This window comes from Ruegeria conchae, from assembly GCF_000192475.1.
Taxonomy (GTDB): domain Bacteria; phylum Pseudomonadota; class Alphaproteobacteria; order Rhodobacterales; family Rhodobacteraceae; genus Ruegeria; species Ruegeria conchae.
On sequence record NZ_AEYW01000003.1, the window covers coordinates 43256 to 62240 of the forward strand.

Annotated in this window: 14 protein-coding genes and 1 tRNA gene; 9 read left to right on the forward strand and 6 right to left on the reverse strand. The window is 57.0% G+C overall.

The genetic code is table 11. The annotated features are described in order from the left end of the window. Positions 1-35: 35 nt before the first annotated feature. The 4 genes from G7G_RS0102255 to paaG are packed head-to-tail and all read right to left on the reverse strand — an operon-like array spanning position 36 to position 3193. Positions 36-632 (reverse strand): TetR/AcrR family transcriptional regulator, encoded by a 597-nt coding sequence (locus tag G7G_RS0102255; protein WP_010437876.1) that lies wholly within the window; start codon positions 630-632, stop codon positions 36-38. 22 nt (positions 633-654) lie between these two features. Next, positions 655-1962: a phenylacetate--CoA ligase PaaK gene (gene paaK, locus G7G_RS0102260; RefSeq protein ID WP_010437878.1), complete on the reverse strand. Its 1308-nt coding sequence runs from the start codon at positions 1960-1962 to the stop codon at positions 655-657. Between the two features lie 15 nt (positions 1963-1977). After that, entirely contained in the window at positions 1978-2406 is a 429-nt protein-coding gene (gene paaI, locus G7G_RS0102265) for a hydroxyphenylacetyl-CoA thioesterase PaaI (RefSeq protein WP_010437880.1), read from the reverse strand. A 1-nt stretch (position 2407) separates the two neighbouring features. Beyond that, positions 2408-3193 carry a 2-(1,2-epoxy-1,2-dihydrophenyl)acetyl-CoA isomerase PaaG gene (gene paaG, locus G7G_RS0102270; RefSeq protein ID WP_029621654.1) on the reverse strand — a complete coding sequence of 262 codons (786 nt, stop codon included), beginning with the start codon at positions 3191-3193 and terminating at the stop codon, positions 2408-2410. 200 nt (positions 3194-3393) lie between these two features. Between paaG and G7G_RS0102275 the strand changes: the two genes are divergently transcribed. The 8 genes from G7G_RS0102275 to G7G_RS0102310 all read left to right on the forward strand — a co-directional run bounded on the left by G7G_RS0102275 (position 3394) and on the right by G7G_RS0102310 (position 11919). Continuing rightward, the gene (locus G7G_RS0102275; protein WP_010437884.1) at positions 3394-4413 is read left to right on the forward strand and encodes a TRAP transporter substrate-binding protein; all 1020 of its coding nucleotides are present in this window, start codon (positions 3394-3396) and stop codon (positions 4411-4413) included. 54 nt (positions 4414-4467) lie between these two features. Further along, complete coding sequence (locus G7G_RS0102280; protein WP_010437886.1) at positions 4468-4971, forward strand: TRAP transporter small permease; 504 nt, start codon at positions 4468-4470, stop codon at positions 4969-4971. Continuing rightward, positions 4971-6323 carry a TRAP transporter large permease gene (locus tag G7G_RS0102285; protein ID WP_010437888.1) on the forward strand — a complete coding sequence of 451 codons (1353 nt, stop codon included), beginning with the start codon at positions 4971-4973 and terminating at the stop codon, positions 6321-6323. Before G7G_RS0102280 ends, G7G_RS0102285 begins: the two co-directional genes overlap by 1 nt. 28 nt (positions 6324-6351) lie before the next feature. Continuing rightward, positions 6352-8376, forward strand: coding sequence for a phenylacetic acid degradation bifunctional protein PaaZ (gene paaZ, locus G7G_RS0102290; protein WP_010437890.1), 2025 nt, complete (start codon positions 6352-6354; stop codon positions 8374-8376). Between the two features lie 53 nt (positions 8377-8429). Next, on the forward strand, positions 8430-9233 hold the full coding sequence (locus G7G_RS0102295) for a PaaX family transcriptional regulator C-terminal domain-containing protein (protein ID WP_010437892.1): 804 nt from the start codon (positions 8430-8432) through the stop codon (positions 9231-9233). A gap of 83 nt (positions 9234-9316) precedes the next feature. Further along, entirely contained in the window at positions 9317-10789 is a 1473-nt protein-coding gene (locus G7G_RS0102300) for a flavin-containing monooxygenase (protein ID WP_010437895.1), read from the forward strand. After that, positions 10789-11760, forward strand: coding sequence for an alpha/beta fold hydrolase (locus G7G_RS22680; RefSeq protein WP_010437898.1), 972 nt, complete (start codon positions 10789-10791; stop codon positions 11758-11760). Before G7G_RS0102300 ends, G7G_RS22680 begins: the two co-directional genes overlap by 1 nt. A gap of 82 nt (positions 11761-11842) precedes the next feature. Continuing rightward, a tRNA-Met gene (locus G7G_RS0102310) sits at positions 11843-11919 on the forward strand. Between the two features lie 438 nt (positions 11920-12357). Here the strand turns inward: G7G_RS0102310 and G7G_RS0102315 are convergent. After that, positions 12358-17502, reverse strand: a complete 5145-nt coding sequence (locus G7G_RS0102315; protein WP_010437900.1) for a RecQ family ATP-dependent DNA helicase — start codon at positions 17500-17502, stop codon at positions 12358-12360. Positions 17503-17616: 114 nt separating this feature from the next. Beyond that, the gene (locus tag G7G_RS0102320; protein WP_010437903.1) at positions 17617-17928 is read right to left on the reverse strand and encodes a hypothetical protein; all 312 of its coding nucleotides are present in this window, start codon (positions 17926-17928) and stop codon (positions 17617-17619) included. Positions 17929-18403: 475 nt separating this feature from the next. Between G7G_RS0102320 and G7G_RS22685 the strand changes: the two genes are divergently transcribed. Next, positions 18404-18757, forward strand: coding sequence for a DUF3127 domain-containing protein (locus G7G_RS22685; protein ID WP_010437907.1), 354 nt, complete (start codon positions 18404-18406; stop codon positions 18755-18757). The last annotated feature ends 228 nt before the right edge of the window (positions 18758-18985 follow it).

Genomic DNA, 18985 nt, shown 5'->3' on the forward strand with positions numbered 1-18985 from the left:
TGACTGAGCCAAATCAACTCTGTGCCAGCCGAGCGTCAGAGACCGTCAACGCCGAACAAGGTCAGATTGCTTACCAGCGCAGCGTAGTCACTACGCGCCTCGGCATCTGCGCCTGCGTTCCACATATAGAACCAGTTCAACATCCCGAAAACGGACATCGTGGTCGCCCGAAGCTTGGCGGTGTCGTTCGTGAAAGTTTGGGGCGCAACGCTGGCGATGATGTCGCTGACTAACTCCACCAGATCCCGCTGATAGCCACGCAGCAGTTTCTGCTGCTCCTCGGGCAAGGCGGACATGCCGCTGGTTTGCACACGATGCTCATCATCCACGCCCTGATAGGCCAGCAGGATTTCCTGCAGCACCCGTCTCAGGCGGTCCGCAGGGGCCTGCCTCTCAAGATCAAGGCCGCAAATTTGGTCGCGTAACTGTCGTAGATAGCTGTCGAGTATGTCAAACAGGATCGCGTCCTTGCTGTCATAATAGTGATAGATATTGGCCTTGGATATTCCACACTCGCGCGCCAGTTGAGACATCGACGCCCGGTCAAACCCTTCCTGCGCGAAGACGCGGGCGGCGGATTTCAGGATACGAGCCCGCTTATCGTCGTGGTCTTTTGCTATCGTCCGCGCCAAATCCTGACCCTCCGATTCTGTCTTAACTGTCGCGATTGTCGACTACGCGCCGGGCTTTGCCCTGCGAGCGTTCGACCTCGCCCGGCTCGCCTATATCGATCTCGGTCGAGATTCCAACCACCTCTTTGATCCGTCGCGACAACATCCGGGCGGCAGCGGTTTTGCTCAGTTCATCCGCCGCATCCGGCGTTGCCTCTACATGTACGCGCATCGCGTCCATCCGTCCGGCTTTGTAAAGTTCGATCTGGTAATAGGGTGCCAGACCGCCGGTTGCCAAAACCTGCTCTTCGATCTGGCTGGGGAAGACGTTTACGCCGCGTAGGATGATCATATCGTCCGAGCGGCCGGTGATCTTTTCCATCCGTCGCATCGACCGCGCCGTACCGGGCAACAGCCGCGTCAGGTCGCGGGTACGATAGCGGATCATCGGAAGGCCCTCTTTGGTCAGCGTGGTGAAGACCAGTTCACCGATCTCACCGTCGGGCATGACCTCACCGGTTTGGGGGTCGATGATTTCTGGATAGAAGTGATCTTCCCAGATCACCGGTCCGTCTTTGGTTTCGACGCACTCATTGGCGACGCCTGGTCCCATGATCTCGGACAGGCCGTAGATATCGACAGCGTGCATGTCGAAGGCCTGTTCAACCTCGGAGCGCATGGAATCTGTCCAAGGTTCGGCGCCAAAGACGCCGACAGCCAGAGAGCATTCGCGCGGATCTAGGCCAACCTTATGATACTGTTCAAGAATATTTAGCATATAGGACGGCGTCACCATGATCCCGTCGGGCTTGAAATCAGTGATCAGATCAACCTGTTTGGCGGTTTGCCCGCCGCTCATCGGGACGACCGTGGCCCCCAGACGTTCAATCCCGTAATGCGCGCCCAGACCACCGGTGAACAGGCCATAGCCATACGCGTTGTGTACCATGTCACCCCGGCGCAACCCGCTGGCACGTAGTGACCTTGCCACCAGATCGGCCCAATTATCGATATCGCCTTGCGTATAGCCCACCACGGTTGGCTTGCCCGTGGTTCCTGACGAGGCGTGAACACGGATGATCTGCTCACGCGGTACGGCAAACAGACCGAAAGGATAGTTTTCCCTCAGATCGTTTTTGTAGGTAAACGGAAAACGCGCGAGATCACTGAGAGATTGCAGGTCATCAGGATGCACCCCAGCCTCATCAAACCGCTGCCGGTACATAGGTACGTTTTCATAGGCATGGCGCAGCGACCATTTAAGCCGATCCAACTGTAAGCTGCGAATTTCATCAACCGAGGCGATCTCGATCGGATCAAGATCCGCCTTGTTCGGAGTAAGATCCTTCATGCCATCCCCCTCATCTCAGGTCTCGTCAAACACTGGGCCTTTGACCGCGCGGGAAAAGCCCCGAAACTCTGCGATCTTTTGGCCGGTCTGGTTGGTTACGGTTACGTCATAGATGCCGCTGCGCCCGTTCAGGCTCAGTTCCGTTGCGCGGGCCGTCAGCAGGTCACCGGATCGCGCGGGCGCGACGTAGCTGATCACATTGTGCTGGGCGACTGTGGACTGGTTGCGACTATTGCAGGCAAAGGCAAAGGCGCTGTCGGCCAACATGAATGTCACGCCGCCATGGCAGATCCCGTGCCCGTTGCAGTGATGGTCCTGAACGGCGAGCGTCAGGATCGCGGTCCCTTCGTCAACTTCGCCCAATTCCATGCCCGCCCATTTCGAGGCATTGTCTCGCCCCCACATGGCGGCCGCGGCTTTTTGGGCGCGCTCCTTTGGCGTCATTTTATTCTCCCCGAAAGACCGGCGCGCGTTTTTCCAGAAACGCTGTAACACCTTCGGCATAGTCCGCACTTTCACCGCAGGTTTTCATCGCGTCTGCCTCAACCTCCAGATGGTCGGTCAGGGAATTCGTGGCTGCTGCCTGAATCGTCTGTTTTGTCAAGCCAAGTCCCAGCGTTGGACCATTGGCGAACTGTTCCGTCATCGCTCGCGCCTCAGTCATCAGGTCAGCGTCGGGGATGGCCTTCCAGATCAGCCCCCAATCCGCGGCCTGTTGCGCGGGCAATGGCTGCCCGGTCAAAGCCAGCCCCTTGGCCCGTGCCTCACCCAGCAGGTGGGGCAGATGCCAACTGCCCCCTGTATCGGGGATCAGTCCCACTTTGGAAAACGATTGTATGAACTTGGCAGATTCGGCGGCCAGTACCACATCACATGCCAAAGCCAGATTCGCACCCGCCCCGGCAGCGACACCATTGACGGCACAAACAACGGGAAATTCCAGCGACCGGATTAGGCGCACCAAAGGTGCATAAAACGTGCGCACGGTGTTGCCTAGGTCTGGCGGGCCCTCCATCGTTGCGGGGTTTCGATCCCCCAGATCCTGCCCGGCACAGAACCCGCGTCCGGCCCCAGTCAGCAACACAGCGCGGGTTCCACCATCACGCGCGGCCTCAAGCGAGGCGCGCAAGGCATAGTGCATCTCATCCGTGAAACTGTTCAGGCGATCTGGGCGATTGAGTGTGATTTCAACCCATTGCCCCATATTCTGCGAAATAATCGTATCAGACATGCCCGGTTCGCTTTTCATAAGTTACAACAAACTTCTTGCATAAACCGAACGGTTGGTCAATAAATTCTATAGCCGTTTGTGACTCGGCGATCAGAAATGCCCTCTGGCCTACGCGTTGAACTGCCTTTCTCGTCGTTGATAGTTACAAAACGTACCATTAACACATTCACGACTTGCGCTTTTGAGGAGGAGACCCGGTCATGAAAATCACCAAGCTCACCACGCTGCTGACTTCGGCAACATTGGCGGTGTCAGGCACCATTGCTTTTGCGGCTGACTACACCCTGACAATTTCCAGCTGGGCCCCACCCACCCACGGCATCAACGCGAAGATGTGGCCCAAGTTCGTCGAGATGGTGGAAGAGGCCACTGACGGGCAGGTTACTGCAGAGCTCAAGCTGGGTATCGCCCCTCCACCCGCTCAGATGGATCTGATCATGGACGGCGCCGCCGATGCCTCGATTATTTTCCACGGCTATCAGCCCGGGCGTTTTGTCACCACCAAGCTGATCGAACTGCCAGGCTATGAAGGCTCGGCCGAGGACGCTTCGGTTGCTTACTGGCGCGCCTATGACCAGCATCTGAAAGCTGCTGACGAGCACCGTGGTGTCAAAGTCATCGCCCTGCACACACATGGACCCGCGCAGCTGCATTCCAGCGCGCCGGTCACAACTCTGGATGAAGTTTCGGGCCTGAAAGTACGTATCCCGGGCGGCGTTGGCGGAGACGTGGGTGCGGCGTTGGGCGCGACCGGCATTCAGGTGCCCGCCCCAAAAGTCTATGAAACACTGGCGTCCAAGGCGGCTGACGGCGTCGTTATGCCTTTGGAATCGCGCAAGGGTTTCAAGCTGACCGAAGTTGCACAGAACGTCTATGAGATGCCCGGTGGCCTTTATCGTGGCTCGTTTGCCTTCATCATGAACGAAGACACCTTCGCAGATCTGCCGCCCGAGCTGCAGACGGCGTTGGAAGAAAACGTATTCGGTGAACCGCTGAGCCGTGAGATCGGCAAGATCTGGGATGAGATTGATGCCACTGGTCGCGAGGCGACCGAAGCGGCGGAAGGTAACGCCATCAACGCTGCCACAGACGCGGATATGGAGAAGTTCTCGGCCATCGCGGAAGACATCCGCGGCAAGGTCATCGCCGAGGTTGACGCAACAGGTGTCGACGCTCAGGCCGCCTATGACATGATCAAATCGGAAATGTCCTCGAACTGATCCAACTTCAGGGCGGCCTTTGCGCCGCCCTGACTTACCCTGCGCGAGTTTCCCATGACCCCGATAATCCAGCTTGTGCGACGCGCCAGCGCCCTTCCCGTGATCGTGGCGTGCATCGCCCTGTTCATCCTGATGGCAATGACATTTTGCGACGTGATCCTGCGTTCGGTCTTCAATGCGCCCATTGAGGCCGCAACCGAACTGACGCGGATATTGATGGCCATTCTGGTGTTTTCAGTCCTCCCGATTGTCTCAACCACCAACGGCCATATCGCGGTCGATCTGACGGACGGGTTCTTCCACCGTCTGCACCTGTCACGTGCGCGGGACGTGGTGATCTATGTGGTCAGCGGCATCATGCTGTTCTGGCCGGTCCAACGCGTCTGGGTCCTGGCCGAGCGGGCGCGGGATTATGGGGACGTGACTGAGTATCTTTCAATCCCCACCTACCTGATCGGCTGGTTCATTACCCTGTCCGTTGCCATCACCGCACTGGTGATGATCGCCACTGGGCTGCTAAAGGCCTTCGCCCCAAATACTCTGTCGGAGCCTATGTAATGACCGCAGCGCTGATCGGATTTGCGATTGTATTGATCCTGGTGCTGGTGCGCCTGCCCATCGTCTTTGCCATGGGACTGGTCGGCACATTGGGCTTCGCCTACGAACGCGGCGGCTCGATCTTTGATGAGCGTGGGTTGAAGGCTGCCATGTCTATGGTGGGCCGCCAGATTACTGACACTGCTCAGGATTATGGTCTGTCGGTGGTGCCGCTGTTCATCCTGATGGGCCTGTTCGTGAACAAAGGCGGTATGGCGCGCGAGCTTTATGCAGTGTCCAACGCTTTCTTGGGCCATATGCGCGGCGGCATTGCCATGGCTACAGTTGCGGCCTGCGGCGGCTTCTCGGCCATTTGTGGATCGTCGCTGGCCACCGCTGCGACCATGTCAAAGGTCGCGATGCCGCAAATGCGCCGCTATGGCTATTCAGACGAACTTTCGACCGCCTCGATTGCAGCTGGTGGCACGTTGGGCATTCTGATACCCCCATCGGTCATTCTGGTCATTTACGGGCTGTTGACCGAAACCTCAATCGGGAAACTGTTCATGGCGGGCATCATACCCGGCATTCTCGGTATCCTCTTCTACCTTTTCGCCGTGCGCTGGACCGTCTGGCGCAACCCCGAGGCTGGGCCAGCCGGGGAGCGCGCCACCTGGTCCGAACGCATCCGCGCGCTGGGCTCGGTCTGGGCCGTGCTGCTGTTGTTCTTTCTGGTGATCGGCGGGCTGTACGGAGCCTTTGACTTTGAGCCCCTGAACCTGACCTTCTCACCCACCGAGGCCGCAGGCATGGGGGCCGCCGGGGCCTTCCTGATCGCTCTGTTTCGAGGCGGTCTTACTGTGGGCTCGACCTTTGAGGTGCTGAAAGAGACTTGCTTTACCGCGTCTGCCTTGTTCGCGGTGCTGATCGGCGCGCAGATATTTTCGAACTTCATCAATCTGGCCGGCTTGCCCGAGGCCCTGATTGCGATGGTCACGGCCTATGATGTCGCACCGTTTGTCGTGATCCTGATGATCCTTGGTATCTATATCATTCTGGGTTGCGTCTTCGAATCCCTCTCGATGCTGTTGCTGACCGTTCCGATCTTCTTCCCGCTGGTCACGTCTCTGGGCTATGACCCAATCTGGTTCGGCATCGTCGTTGTGGTTGTTACCGAAATCTCGCTAATCACCCCACCCGTTGGTCTGAACGTTTTCATCCTGAAAGGGGTGGTGGGCGACGTCTCGACAGGCACCATCTTTCGCGGCGTCACACCATTCTGGGTTGCCGATATCTTCCGCCTTGCGCTGATCGTGCTGGTGCCCATCGTGGTGCTGTATCTGCCGGAGCAAATGGGCGCGCTGGGGCACTGAGCCCCGCCTCATCAAACAGGAGAACATCATGTCCCTGCATCAGATTTCCAGCTTTGCCGCTGGCACTTGGGTCGCGCCCGGAGAAGGCGCACGCACCATCGCATCCGCCATCACCGGCGCACCGTTTGCCAGCGCTGGCAACACGGCGCTCGACGTGCAGGCGATGCTTGATTATGCACGCAACACCGGTGGCCCAGCCCTACGTAAATTGACATTCCACGACCGTGCCCGGATGCTCAAAGCGCTGGCGCAAGAGCTGTCAGCGCATAAACAGGCGCTCTACGATCTGAGCTTTGAAACGGGTGCCACGCAGAAGGACCACCTGATCGATATCGACGGTGGCATCGGCACGATGTTTGTCTTCGCCTCCAAGGGTAGGCGCGAGATGCCCGACGCGCAGGTCTACCTGGATGGAGATATCGAGCAACTGTCGCGCAACGGCACGTTTCTGGGGCAACATATCTGCACCCCTCTGCAGGGTGTTGCGGTCCACATCAACGCGTTCAATTTCCCGGTATGGGGCATGTTGGAGAAACTCGCTCCAACACTTTTGGCGGGCGTTCCTGCCATCGTGAAACCAGCCACCAATAGTTGTTATGTCACCGAACTGGCCGTGCGGATAATTCTGGACAGTGGCATCCTGCCCGCCGGTGCGCTGCAATTGGTGTCAGGCGGGTTGGGAGATATGCTCGATCACTTAAGCTGTCAGGATGTGGTCAGCTTCACCGGTTCGGCGAACACCGCGTTGAAGCTACGCCAGACACCTGCGATCTTGCAGAACTCAGTCCGGTTCGTTGCTGAGCAGGATAGCTTGAATGCTTCAATCCTCGGCCGGGATGCAGAGCCCGGCACGCCGGAATTCGATCTGTTCGTTAAGGAAGTCTCTCGTGAAATGACCACCAAGGCGGGCCAGAAATGCACCGCTATCCGACGCATCATCGCGCCCGATAGTCAGGTCGACGCCGTGATTTCCGCGCTCTCGGAGCGGTTGGCGAAGATCACCATCGGCGATCCGCGGGCCGAGACCACACGCATGGGCGCACTTGTGTCGAACGGACAAAAAGCAGACGTTTTGGAAAAGGCCAACCTGATCGGGCAAGAGGCTGAGCGGGTTTACGGAAACCCCGACGCGTTCGACCTGCACGGCCCTGAAACTGGCGCATTCGTCCCTCCGATGCTGTTTCACTGCGCTGACCCCGACAAGGCGCAGCGCGTGCACGATACCGAGGCGTTCGGCCCGGTCTCAACCTTGATGGGTTACCGCGATCTGGATCATGCTGTGGCACTGGCCAATCGCGGGCAGGGGTCTCTGGTCACCTCACTGATCACCCACGACACTGAGGTTGCGCGGGATGTGGTGATGGGGGCCGCGGCCTATAACGGGCGGATTTACATCAACGACCGCAATTCGATGGCAGAATCGACCGGCCACGGCTCTCCTCTTCCGCATATGGTGCATGGCGGGCCCGGCCGCGCGGGCGGCGGTGAGGAAATGGGCGGCGTGCGCGGTGTGAAACACTATATGCAACGCACCGCCATTCAGGGCTCACCGCGAATGCTCAGCAGTATCGGAACTAAATGGGTTACTGGGTCACCTGAAATCCAAGGTCCGGCACATCCGTTCACCCGTAAATTCGGTGAGTTGCAGGTCGGAGAGACGCTGCACACAGCCTCGCGCGTAATCACGTTGGAGGACATCGAACACTTCGCCAATTTCACCGGCGATACCTTTTATGCACATATGGACGAGGAGGCAGCGGCACGAAATCCGTTCTTCCCCGGTCGCGTAGCGCATGGCTATCTGTTGCTCAGCTTCGCGGCTGGCTTGTTTGTTGAACCGAACGAGGGGCCGGTGTTGGCCAATACCGGGTTGGACGGGTTGCGGTTCATGAAGCCGGTCGTCGCCGGGGACAGCATCAAAGTGCGTTTGACGGTCAAGCAGAAAACCCCACGCAATGACGATTATGGCGAGGTTCGCTGGCACGTGTCCCTGACCAATCAGGATGACGAGCCGGTCGCAGAATACGAACTTTTGACTATGAATGCCCGCTAACTCGGTAGCGTAACCTGTTTTTCTTATTGGGCCTAATGGGTTAAACTGGTCCCATGACCAATCAAAGCTCATGGTTCGAAACGGCCGTAGCCGATCTAGTGGATCCGCAAGACCAGCGGGTCTGGTCGATTATTGTCTCTTTGTTCGGAGATATGGCACAGGAACCGGGCGCGCAGATTTCAGGCGGCGCGCTGACTCAGATCATTGAACCGATGGGCATCAAACCCGAAGCGATCCGGGTGGCGCTCCACCGATTGCGCAAGGATGGTTGGATCGAGAGCGACCGGATCGGTCGCGTTTCACGTCATGTACTCTCGGAATTTGGCAGAACCCAATCAGCGGCCGTCACACCGCGCATTTATGCGCGTGACTCGGCGCCTGTTGAACATTGGCATCTGCTGATTGCCGAGGACGGAACGGGTACGCAGGTGCTTGAGGATGTAATGCTCAGCGATGACTACATTCCAATCGGACGCAACATAGCAATGAGGGCAGGTGCGGCTCCGCTTCAGGCGGAAGGATTACTTGCGCTGGATATCTCGCCGCAAACAGCCCCGAAGTGGATTCAGGATCGGTTATGCCCACCCGAGCTGCGCGCTTCGTGCCGGGCATTGCTAACTGCAGTCCAGAACGCAGCAAAAACTCACCCCGAGGAATGGACACCAACACCATTGCAGAGCGCCACATTACGGACTCTGCTGGTGCATCGATGGCGGCGTGTGGTGCTGCGCCAACCGGACCTGCCTGCAGCCTTTTACCCACCTGATTGGGTCGGCCCTGCCTGTCGAAACAGCATTATTCGCATGCTTGATCTGCTTCCACGGCCCTCAGCTGCCATTCTAAGCGGGAGTGGTTGACCAAACGGCACTCTGTTCAAAATGCGTTTGCGACCATTATCATCTGATCAGCTAAGTGGAGCGCCAACGGAGGAGGCCGAAGGATGACGAAGCAAACAGATATGCTTATCATCGGCGCAGGTTTTTCCGGGTTAATTATGGCAATTGAGGCGCGAAAGCGCGGCATCGCAGATATTGTCATATTGGAGAAAGCAGCCGACATCGGCGGTACATGGCGAGAAAATACTTATCCTGGCGTCGCCTGCGATATCCCCTCGCATCTCTACTCGATGGCGACACATCTGAACCCGGATTGGAGCCGCGCCTATGCAGGTGGCGCCGAAATCCAATCCTATTTACAGAAAATCGCGCAGGATGAGGGGCTGTACGAACTCTGTCAATTTCATCGGAAACTCAAATCTGCGCGGTGGGATGGTGCGCGATGGCAGGTCGTGACAGCGGACGGCAACCATTGGTCAGCGCGGTTTCTGGTCTCGGCTATCGGCGCGCTGCACGTGCCGCGCATCCCGCAAATCCCCGGCGCTGACAGCTTTCCCGGCCCTAGCTTCCATTCCGCAGAATGGGATCACGACGTCTCGCTAGCTGGTAAAAGAGTGGCTGTGATCGGTACTGGAGCTTCAGCCGTTCAGTTCGTCCCCGAGATCGCTAAAACTGCGGCGCAGGTCACCATCTTCCAACGCAGCGCGCCCTATGTTCTGCCTCGCCCGGACGGCCCGATTGCACCATGGGTGCGCCGCTTGTATCGGTACTTCCCAGTGTTGCCCCGCATCCGGCGCCAACTGATCTATATGCTGTTTGAGTTTCGTCATCGCGTGTTTCGGGGCGAACCGCGGGCTGTCGATTTTGCAATGAAAATGTGGCGCCAGGCCTTGGACAGCGCGATCACCGATCCAGACCTGAAAGCCGCGCTGACGCCTGACTACACAATTGGATGCAAACGCATCCTCAGCTCAAATGACTGGTATCCGGCACTGGCACGAAACAACGTGGATGTGGTGCCGCATGCCGTCTCCAGGATCGACGGAGGTCACATCATCGCGGGTGACGGCCGCGAGTTCATCGCTGATGTTCTGGTCTGGGGAACCGGATTCCATGTCACTGATGTGGTCGATAATCTCAACATAACTGGAACCAATGATCGGACACTGAAACAGGCCTGGTCAGGGGGTATGCAGGCCAACCTTGGCACCGCAATTGCCGGGTTTCCTAATTTCTTCATGTTACTCGGCCCGCATACCGGGCTGGGGCACAACTCTGTCGTGCTTATGATCGAAGCACAGGTGGCTCATATAGGTCGTGTTCTAACAGAAATGCAGGAGGGTGGTCTTCGCACCATCACCCCGAAAACCGACAAACAGGCGGCGTTTACGAAAGAGATGCAGGACCGTCACCTCGAAAGCGTCTGGCAATCAGGTGGCTGCACCTCTTGGTATCAGGACGCTGAGGGGCGCAATACAACGCTGTGGCCGGGCACTGTGTCCGAGTTCAGAAAACGCATGGCGCGATCCGGGCTCGAACAATACCATTCTGTAAGAGAAACAATCGGAGACCCATGATGTCGATCCTGCTGACGATTGTCCTGCTGCTGGCGGCTTTCCTGCTGTGCATGAACCTCTGGACGCGCCACCTGACCCGTCAAGGGATCGAGATGGTGCCACAATTGGGACAAATCGTGCCCGTTCGAGGCGGTAGCATCCACTATGTCGAAAAGGGCGACCCCGCCAACCCGACCATTGTCATGATCCACGGCCTCTCGGGCCAATTGCAGCACTTTACATACGCATTGATGGATGATCTGGCAGAGGACTATCACGTTCTCGCGGTCGACCGACCAGGCTGCGGTTATTCAACCCGTGATACCGCTGCGCTGGCCGCTCTGCCTGAACAGGCCCGGATGATCCAAGCGTTTCTGGAAACCAAGAACGTCGACCAGGCCATACTGGTTGGCCATTCGCTTGGCGGAGCGCTATCGCTGGAAATGGCATTGGACTATCCCGACACTATCTCGGCACTGGCACTTCTGGCCCCTCTCACGCAGCAGATGCCCGAACCGCCTGCCGTCTTTAAGTCACTGGAAATCAGCACGGATTGGTTGCGTAGCCTGATCGGAAACACCATCGCCGTCCCGATGGCCCGTAAAACAGCACCGCTGGTCCTGAAAGATGTCTTCGCCCCCGAACCCGCGCCTGCCGATTTTCTAAACCGCGCCGGGGGCGCTCTGGGCCTGCGACCTTCGGCCTTCATAACCGCGTCGCAAGACGTCATCGGCGTAGAAAGCAGCATGGGTGAATTAACCCAACGATACAGTGATCTGAAAACGCCCGGAGGCATCCTGTTCGGCACCGAAGATCCGATCCTGTCGGCTGAGACACACGGTGCATCAATGACGAAATTCGGCCTCACCTTCGAAAAACTGGAACACCGAGGTCACATGATCCTGATCACAGAGCCTGATATCTGCGCACGTTTCATCCGCCAGATCGCCGGCATGACCCACGCCGACATGACAAAACAAAACCCTCACTGAAAGCGCACACAAAGAATCCCATCAGACCCTCATTTCCCTCTTGACCCTCTCCGGTCTGTCGCTTACATCGCCTCTCACTCGTGGCGGAGTAGCTCAGTTGGTTAGAGCAGCGGAATCATAATCCGCGTGTCGGGGGTTCAAGTCCCTCCTCCGCTACCAAAATCCCTTAACAATATCAAAATACTGGATGGATTCTGGCATCACTAGTAGCGATGATTCCTTGTTCTGGGTGACATTCTGGGTGACAGCTGACAGCGTTCGGCAGGAATAACTGAGTAGTTTGTCGGGTAAGGCGCAATATGGAAAATCTGGAACAAGCGGAAAGCGATAAGCGCTCGGAAATTCTGCCTAAAATCCAAAATACTGGAACTTCTCGATACGCCTATGGAAATTCTCACAAGGGAATCCGACTAAGCTTTTAGGCCTCCAAACGTTGTCGTGTTGGTGGCGGGCATTGCGCCGAAGCGGTCAACTAGCGGCATTGCGGTTAACGGCTGGTGCGCGGACAAAGCTGCGATAAGTCAGTTTGTTAGGACGTATGATAACGGCCCTGAGCAGTTCTTTATTTCCAGTGCAGCGAACGACGGATTGAACGCCTTACTTGCCGTTCTGATGCTTTCCGAAGACCCTATCAGCCCCCTTGACCTCTTCGAAAACCAGTTCAGGCACCACCACTTCCCAATTGGCGCGTTTCATCAGGTAATGAAAACGCTCATCAGCATCTTCCTTACGCCAATTTATTATAGCCGCGATCTCGCCGGCGACGAATTTCGTGCCGATCGGGGGCGCGAATGCTTTTGCCATCCGCCCGAGGGCCCGCCCTTGAAGATCCTCGATCTGCCAGCGATCTCCGACACTGGAGAGCCTGATCGGCGCGCCGACCTGTGCTTCGGCGATTGCGTCATGAACAATGTGCCGATCACCTTGGCGTCCTGCGAATGACAGGTCGACCATCTTCATTTCGGGCGACTGAAAGAACCGTCGGGGGCCGGGGACTGTCGCCAAGTCGGGCACCACGTGACGCGCGACGACGGAAGGCGACTCGGTGGGAAGGTATTCGTGATTGTCATTGCTCATGACGATCAAATTGCGCCGCGCACGTGTCATGGCGACATAGAACAATCGCCTGGGCGCGTCCTGATCTTCATTTCGCGAGGGCCGTTCCCAACCGCCATCCAAGATCACGACATCGTCGAATTCGAGGCCTTTCGCGCGGTGCGCCGTCAACAATTTGAGGCCGCGCTGCTCGCCCCATGAATCCTTCGACCATTCAGCAAACCATTCGATCACATCAGGGGTCGGGAGCGCTTTGCCATCAATTTCACGCGCAAGTTGGCCAAGTCCCTCGCCTATCCGGTCAGTCCAACGGCTTGTTGGTATCGCATTCAGGGTTTCCGTAAGATCGCCCAAGCTAACCAAGGCTGTGTGCCTCTCGCGTAGGCTGTCAATAAACCTCCGCATCTCACGGGTGCGCCACACACTTGGCAAGTTTTCGTTCGCCATTTCGACGGGAATTCCATGTGCCTCGGCAAAGTCTCGGACCGGCAGAAGCTTACGCCAATCACGAGAAATGATTGCCGCCCCCTTCCAGCTCCAATCCGGTATCAGTTTTGACAGGCGGATCATCTCGTTGACCGCCGCAAGGGCCTGAGCGTCATTTCCTGCCGGACAGCCAAGGATTTGGACCCGCCCCTGCGCAACAGGGTCGAGACTTTCCATGATACCCCCAGCCGGGTCCTTTTGCCGTGATTTGTCGACGGTAATCCCATGCCCTGTTTTCATACGTTCCCGAGACCCTTCGATCACGGCGTTCGCTGCGCTGATCACGTTCTTCGACGAGCGGTAATTGTCGGTCAGAAAGACCGGCTTGGCAGAGTAATCCTGTTCGAACTGCCTGATGTGGCGCACCGATGCGCCGGCAAACGCATAGATATTCTGGTCGTCGTCGCCGACCGCGAATAGGCTGATCCGTTGATCGGGGTCGTCGATACTGCGACCGGCCACCGCTGCGATCAAGGCGTATTCCTCGGGTCCCACATCCTGATATTCGTCCACGAGAATCCATCGGAACCCTTGGATCAAGGTCTCTCGCAAGGCTTCGGCCTCGACTTTGTCCAGGCCGTCGCCACGCAATAGACGTGCCGCATCGATCAGAAGCGTTTCGAAGTCAGGTTCATCGGCCGCTGCCCGCCCGGCGAAACTCGCTCCAACCAACCGCATGGCTAAGGCATGGATGGTCAAGACCGTCACGAAGCGAGCATCTTCGCCAATCAGGAGACGCAAGCGTTCCCGGATCTCGGCGGCCGCGTGACGATTGTAGGCGAGCACCAGTATACCGTTCGGATCTTCGCGTTTGATCCGGACCAGATATGCGACGCGATGGACCAGCACGCGTGTCTTGCCCGATCCCGGCCCCGCGAGCACGAGCACATTGGTCTGTTCGCGGTCGTCACGCACGATCTGCTCTTGTGTCGAATTCCCCAGATTGTTGACGATCTCGGCATAGGACTGGGGCGTTGCCTGCCGTCTGAACTCCGAATTTTTCCCCGGCATCCAAGATTTCATGAAGTCGGACTGCTCCATTGCGAAATAGTCATGCGCGAGCTGCTGGGCCTGATCGATGTCGTCGATGCCCTTACTCGCGTAGGCCGCCATCACGTGGGTCTGGACGGTCTGTTCGGTGTAATGGTCTTCGAGTGGCGCGAAATGTTGGGTGGTAAAAGCGCCGCCTTTCCGATTGATGTGCAACGTCATCGCGGAGCGGAACACGGACAATCCCTTGCCCAGTGTCACCACCTGCTGCTCGTGCAGCCACAGAAGCGCCCGGTCCATCAGCTTTGCTGGATCATTGACAGATGCCCGCAACAGCGCATCGCTGTTGATCGCTGCAAGAAGGTCGCCAAGCGTGGTCTCGACAGGAACATCTTTCCCACGCAGGCCAGCCTGAACCTGGTTGATCAAGTATGAAACCAAACCTTCTGCGGCCTGCCTGCGAAGCTGAGCGGTCTGTTCGATTACTCCCCATGATCTTTGCATTCGCACCATGACACTGCCTTTGGAAACCTTGCGCAGGCCGATATTGCCTTTTCCGCCATCCATGTCGCGGCCATCCTGCGCAATCCCACGGAGCAACCCCTCGACAATATCGGGCCGTACTGAGGCGTGTCCCCGCTCTCGTAGGGCCTGCGCCACTGAAGCCAGATGGCAGGGCAAAGCCTCATAGATGTCCGCGTCTGGCGCTTGGTCTCTAAGGATCGCAATCATGTCAGCTTCCAGTCGGGATGCCGCTTGGAACCGTTTCGACGAGGCATTCTCGACACGCACATGCACGAAGATCGTGATGTTTGTATCATCCTTTGCAATCCCCAGGGCCTCGAGATCCGCCAAAGCTTTGCGCACGCCCGGCATCGTCAGCCCACTGACCCCGCATAGCTCGTCCGTGGTGATGCCCTCTTCCTGCGGAGCGTTGATGATATGCTGCACGATGGCGGCCAGATCCTCGCGCCGCCGTTCGGTGATCTCGGCAGATGCAAGGATTTCGCGGACCTCTTGCATGCTTCTTATCTTGAGCGAGGCGGGAAACACCTGAACCCGGTTTTCTTCGCGGTTCAGAAGGTGTGCTTCTTCCAACCAGGCGACCGCGGTCTTCACCCGCGTATCGTCGGTATTGCTGTCCCGCTGGAAATCTCGCTCTTTCTCTTCATGAACAATCTCACCAGGTGTAGCGACGATTTCACCGCCTTTTCCAGTCCGAGCATCAAGGCGCCGAAGCGCCTTCAGGATCGCGCCGATTTCGTGCCGCGCGAGTCGAGAACGCGCGCTGAGGCTGAACTGACGATCGACGTCTTCGGTATTGAACAAAAGGACGCAGTTTGCAGGCTCGCGGTCCCGCCCGGCGCGACCGGCCTCTTGCAAGTAGTTTTCCAGCGACCCCGGCACGTCCCCGTGAACCACCAGACGGATGTCCGGCTTGTCGACCCCCATCCCAAAGGCGTTGGTGGCCGCGATCACGCGCAGATTTCCGACGCGGAAGTCCTCCTGGATCTCACGCTTGTCATCGGCGCTGAGGCCCGCATGATACCGTTCAGCAGCGATGCCCTGTTGTTTTAAGAACTCCGCCACGCGCTCGGTAGCGTTTCGGGTCGCACAGTAGACGACCGCCCCCGACACACCTTCGCGCGGAAGCCGGGCCTCGATCGTGTCGAGGATATCGGTCATCTTGGTTGCCCGCTGCGTTGGCAGCACCTGGAAGCTCAGGTTCGACCGCGATGCGCCACCGTCGATTAACGTCAACTCGGACCCCAACCGCTCTTTGAAATGACTGCGGATGTCCTGCACGACGTCCGGCTTTGCCGTTGCGGTCAAGCAAAGCACCGGAGCTGGCTCGTCACCTGAGCATTCCTTGATAAACCGCGAAACGTAGCGATAGTCGGGTCGGAAATCGTGCCCCCATTTAGACACGCAGTGCGCTTCGTCCAGCACCCACAGCCCCACCTCGCGCTGTGACAGAACGGAACGAACTGTAGTGCTGCGCAGTTGTTCGGGCGAAATCAAAAGGATCGCAGCATCCCCAAGCCGCACCTTGTCGAGCGCATCCTGACGCTCGGGCAAAGACAATAGCCCGTTAATCGTAACCGCCGAGGAAATTCCGGCGCGTACCAAGCCCTGAACCTGATCCGCCATCAGCGCCACAAGCGGCGAAATAACGACGGTCAAGGCCCCGGTCTTGTCGAACCGAGACAGTGCGGGAATCTGATAGCAGATGGATTTACCCGTGCCCGTCGGAAGGATGCCCAAGAGATTGTCGCCTTCCATGGCCGTCGCCACGATCTTTTCTTGAAGCGGGCGTCCGTCCTCGTCGACTGGCTCCGGGCGGAAACTGGGAAAGCCGAACCAACGTTCGAGTGCACGGGTGGGATCATTGTGCTCTGCGCAATAGGCACACTGGGGATCACAACAATTCGTATCCCTCAGGTCTTTGACGAGCCGTGCTGCGTCACGAAACTGCGCCCGCACCCAAGGCGGCATGACAGAATCCCCACCAGCGACTGAAATCCAGGCAAGGGCATATGCCATCGGCCAACCCAGCCAAGTGTCCGAGAGCCGCTCGAGCAGAGCGTCCACCTGTGCGCCGCAGGCCACGTCTTTTAGCAGCGTCTGAATGGCCTCGTGCGCTTCTGCTTCCGTCGGTATGGGCGCCCCGCGCACGTCGCTGAACAACCGATCAAATCCGTCGCTACCGGGACCTCGGCAGCATAGCCAGTGATAGGCCGTCATCGTATCTGGCGACAACGTGTTCAGCGATACGAAGGCGTCGATCTGGTTGCGAAGAACCTCGAACACAAGACGCGCGTCGAGCTCGGGATCGTTGACGTGACCACTTTGAAGCCGCCCATCTCGATAGTGCTTGACCAGATGATGGTAGGGATTGCGCGGGAACGCCAAGGGGTTGAGCCATAGCGTGTCAATCGGTCCGTCCGCGAGCTTTGCGAAGCGCGGCGAAACCGCCATGAGATGCGGCAAGTCATGGCGCAGAATATTGTGCCCTACGACATGTGCGAAACCAGCGCAAAACAGGTCGAGCTTTTCAAGTGCGGCCTTCGGGTCACCTTTCCGATGAACAATTCCCTCTCCATCGGCTTCCGGCACGGCTGCAAAGGCGAATAACCTGGCTTCCTTGGGATCGATCTCCAGATCGATCGACAGACAGCGCGACAAGATTTCGGATTGTTCCCGCGGCATTTCAATATTCTTAATTCCCGGCGGAATAACCTCTGGCTTTTCAAGCGGCTCTGGTACGCCACGGCCAAGGGCTCTTGATATGCCACGGGAAATTAAGTTTTTCATATTGGCAGGTTAATAATTATTCCCAAGAAGCGGAACCTTCGGCGACCATTTGACAAAATATGTTGTCCCGATGCCATGCCAGGTTTGCGAGGTGCGGCCAGTTTCTTTTTCTTCGGGTTTGCAGATCTTCCTATCCGGAACCAACAGCCGGTCGAGAACATCACTCGGGACCTTTTTTGCGAGGCCGGAGCTGGCAGGTTCCAGACAGGCCTGTTGATCAAAGTTCGCTTGTTCCCCGGCATGTCGATCATTTGCGAATGCAGCGAACTTCCGGTTCCCGCCCAAACGACTAATGCTGCGCTCATCACCTAGGAGTTTCATGGTTTCGCCTTGAGCCCTTTGGATATCTTCAACGGCGGTGACTACTGGTGTAAGGCGAGGCTGTTCATAGTAGTGTTGATGCAAGGACGCCTACAACAGTGAGTGGGGTCGCGGGAGCGACACGTCTGTAATTAATGGGAAGCGACCGTGCGCTCGCCCCTGAGCCTGTTGAGTACCCGCTCGTTAACGAAACCGATCAGAAACAAGACGACAGGCTCAATTTTTCACGTATGCCGATCAGCGCAAACTTCATGCAAAACTGGGCCAGAAATTTATAATCTTAGTCGAGCCTTTGCGATTGTTGCCGTTAGCTGATGTACCATTGGTGTAGTTCAATAGTCATTGCCGCGATGGATGCCCCAAAATCATTTAGCCAATTTTTTAGCAGCTTCAATCTATGGTGTTCTGCATTATCGCGTGATGTAATGCCTGGAGATCAAATGCAGATTGTGGTTTCTGGACAGAGGTTTCTATCATGGAAATTAGCGGAAAAGTTATTGAAGTCTTACAGGAAAAATCGGGGACCTCTGCTAACGGAACTTGGCGCAAGCAAGAGTATGTTTTGGAAACTGAGGGCCAATATCCGAAGAAGATTTGCTTTATGGCGTGGGGAGAAAAAATTGACCAATTTGAAATTAGGCAAGATGAAAGCTTGATAGTTTCCATAGACTTGGAAAGCCGAGAATATAATGGGCGCTGGTACACAGATGTTAAAGCGTGGAAAGTTTCAAGAGCTACCGCAGACGATCACGAAGACGCTTCTCATCCAGCATTTGACAGCACATCAAGCGGGGCTTCCAGTAATATTGATGATGATATTCCATTCTAGTTCAGACTGTATGGTATCGTCCAGCCATCCTTAAAAACACCTAACGCACCAAGCATTGCGCAGCTTGCGATTGGCACTGAAACCATACCATGGCATCCATTTGTAGCCAGCATCGACCCTCGCAAACTAGGAGATGTCTAGTCCTACCGTAGTCGGTTTATCAACCGCTCACCTCAAAAGGGCTTGGGCCTGCAAATCGACTTTACCTGGGTCACTAGTGCCGGTGTC

What these genes read in the sequence shown, in the direction of transcription:
- G7G_RS22680 (WP_010437898.1), top strand. Translation starts at nt 10,789, where the DNA reads ATGTCGATCCTGCTGACGATTGTCCTGCTGCTGGCGGCTTTCCTGCTG.
- paaK (WP_010437878.1), bottom strand. Translation starts at nt 1,962, where the DNA reads ATGAAGGATCTTACTCCGAACAAGGCGGATCTTGATCCGATCGAGATC.
- G7G_RS0102320 (WP_010437903.1), bottom strand. Translation starts at nt 17,928, where the DNA reads ATGAAACTCCTAGGTGATGAGCGCAGCATTAGTCGTTTGGGCGGGAAC.
- paaZ (WP_010437890.1), top strand. Translation starts at nt 6,352, where the DNA reads ATGTCCCTGCATCAGATTTCCAGCTTTGCCGCTGGCACTTGGGTCGCG.
- G7G_RS0102295 (WP_010437892.1), top strand. Translation starts at nt 8,430, where the DNA reads ATGACCAATCAAAGCTCATGGTTCGAAACGGCCGTAGCCGATCTAGTG.
- paaI (WP_010437880.1), bottom strand. Translation starts at nt 2,406, where the DNA reads ATGACGCCAAAGGAGCGCGCCCAAAAAGCCGCGGCCGCCATGTGGGGG.
- G7G_RS22685 (WP_010437907.1), top strand. Translation starts at nt 18,404, where the DNA reads ATGGAAATTAGCGGAAAAGTTATTGAAGTCTTACAGGAAAAATCGGGG.
- G7G_RS0102285 (WP_010437888.1), top strand. Translation starts at nt 4,971, where the DNA reads ATGACCGCAGCGCTGATCGGATTTGCGATTGTATTGATCCTGGTGCTG.
- paaG (WP_029621654.1), bottom strand. Translation starts at nt 3,193, where the DNA reads ATGTCTGATACGATTATTTCGCAGAATATGGGGCAATGGGTTGAAATC.
- G7G_RS0102275 (WP_010437884.1), top strand. Translation starts at nt 3,394, where the DNA reads ATGAAAATCACCAAGCTCACCACGCTGCTGACTTCGGCAACATTGGCG.
- G7G_RS0102280 (WP_010437886.1), top strand. Translation starts at nt 4,468, where the DNA reads ATGACCCCGATAATCCAGCTTGTGCGACGCGCCAGCGCCCTTCCCGTG.
- G7G_RS0102315 (WP_010437900.1), bottom strand. Translation starts at nt 17,502, where the DNA reads ATGCCGCGGGAACAATCCGAAATCTTGTCGCGCTGTCTGTCGATCGAT.
- G7G_RS0102300 (WP_010437895.1), top strand. Translation starts at nt 9,317, where the DNA reads ATGACGAAGCAAACAGATATGCTTATCATCGGCGCAGGTTTTTCCGGG.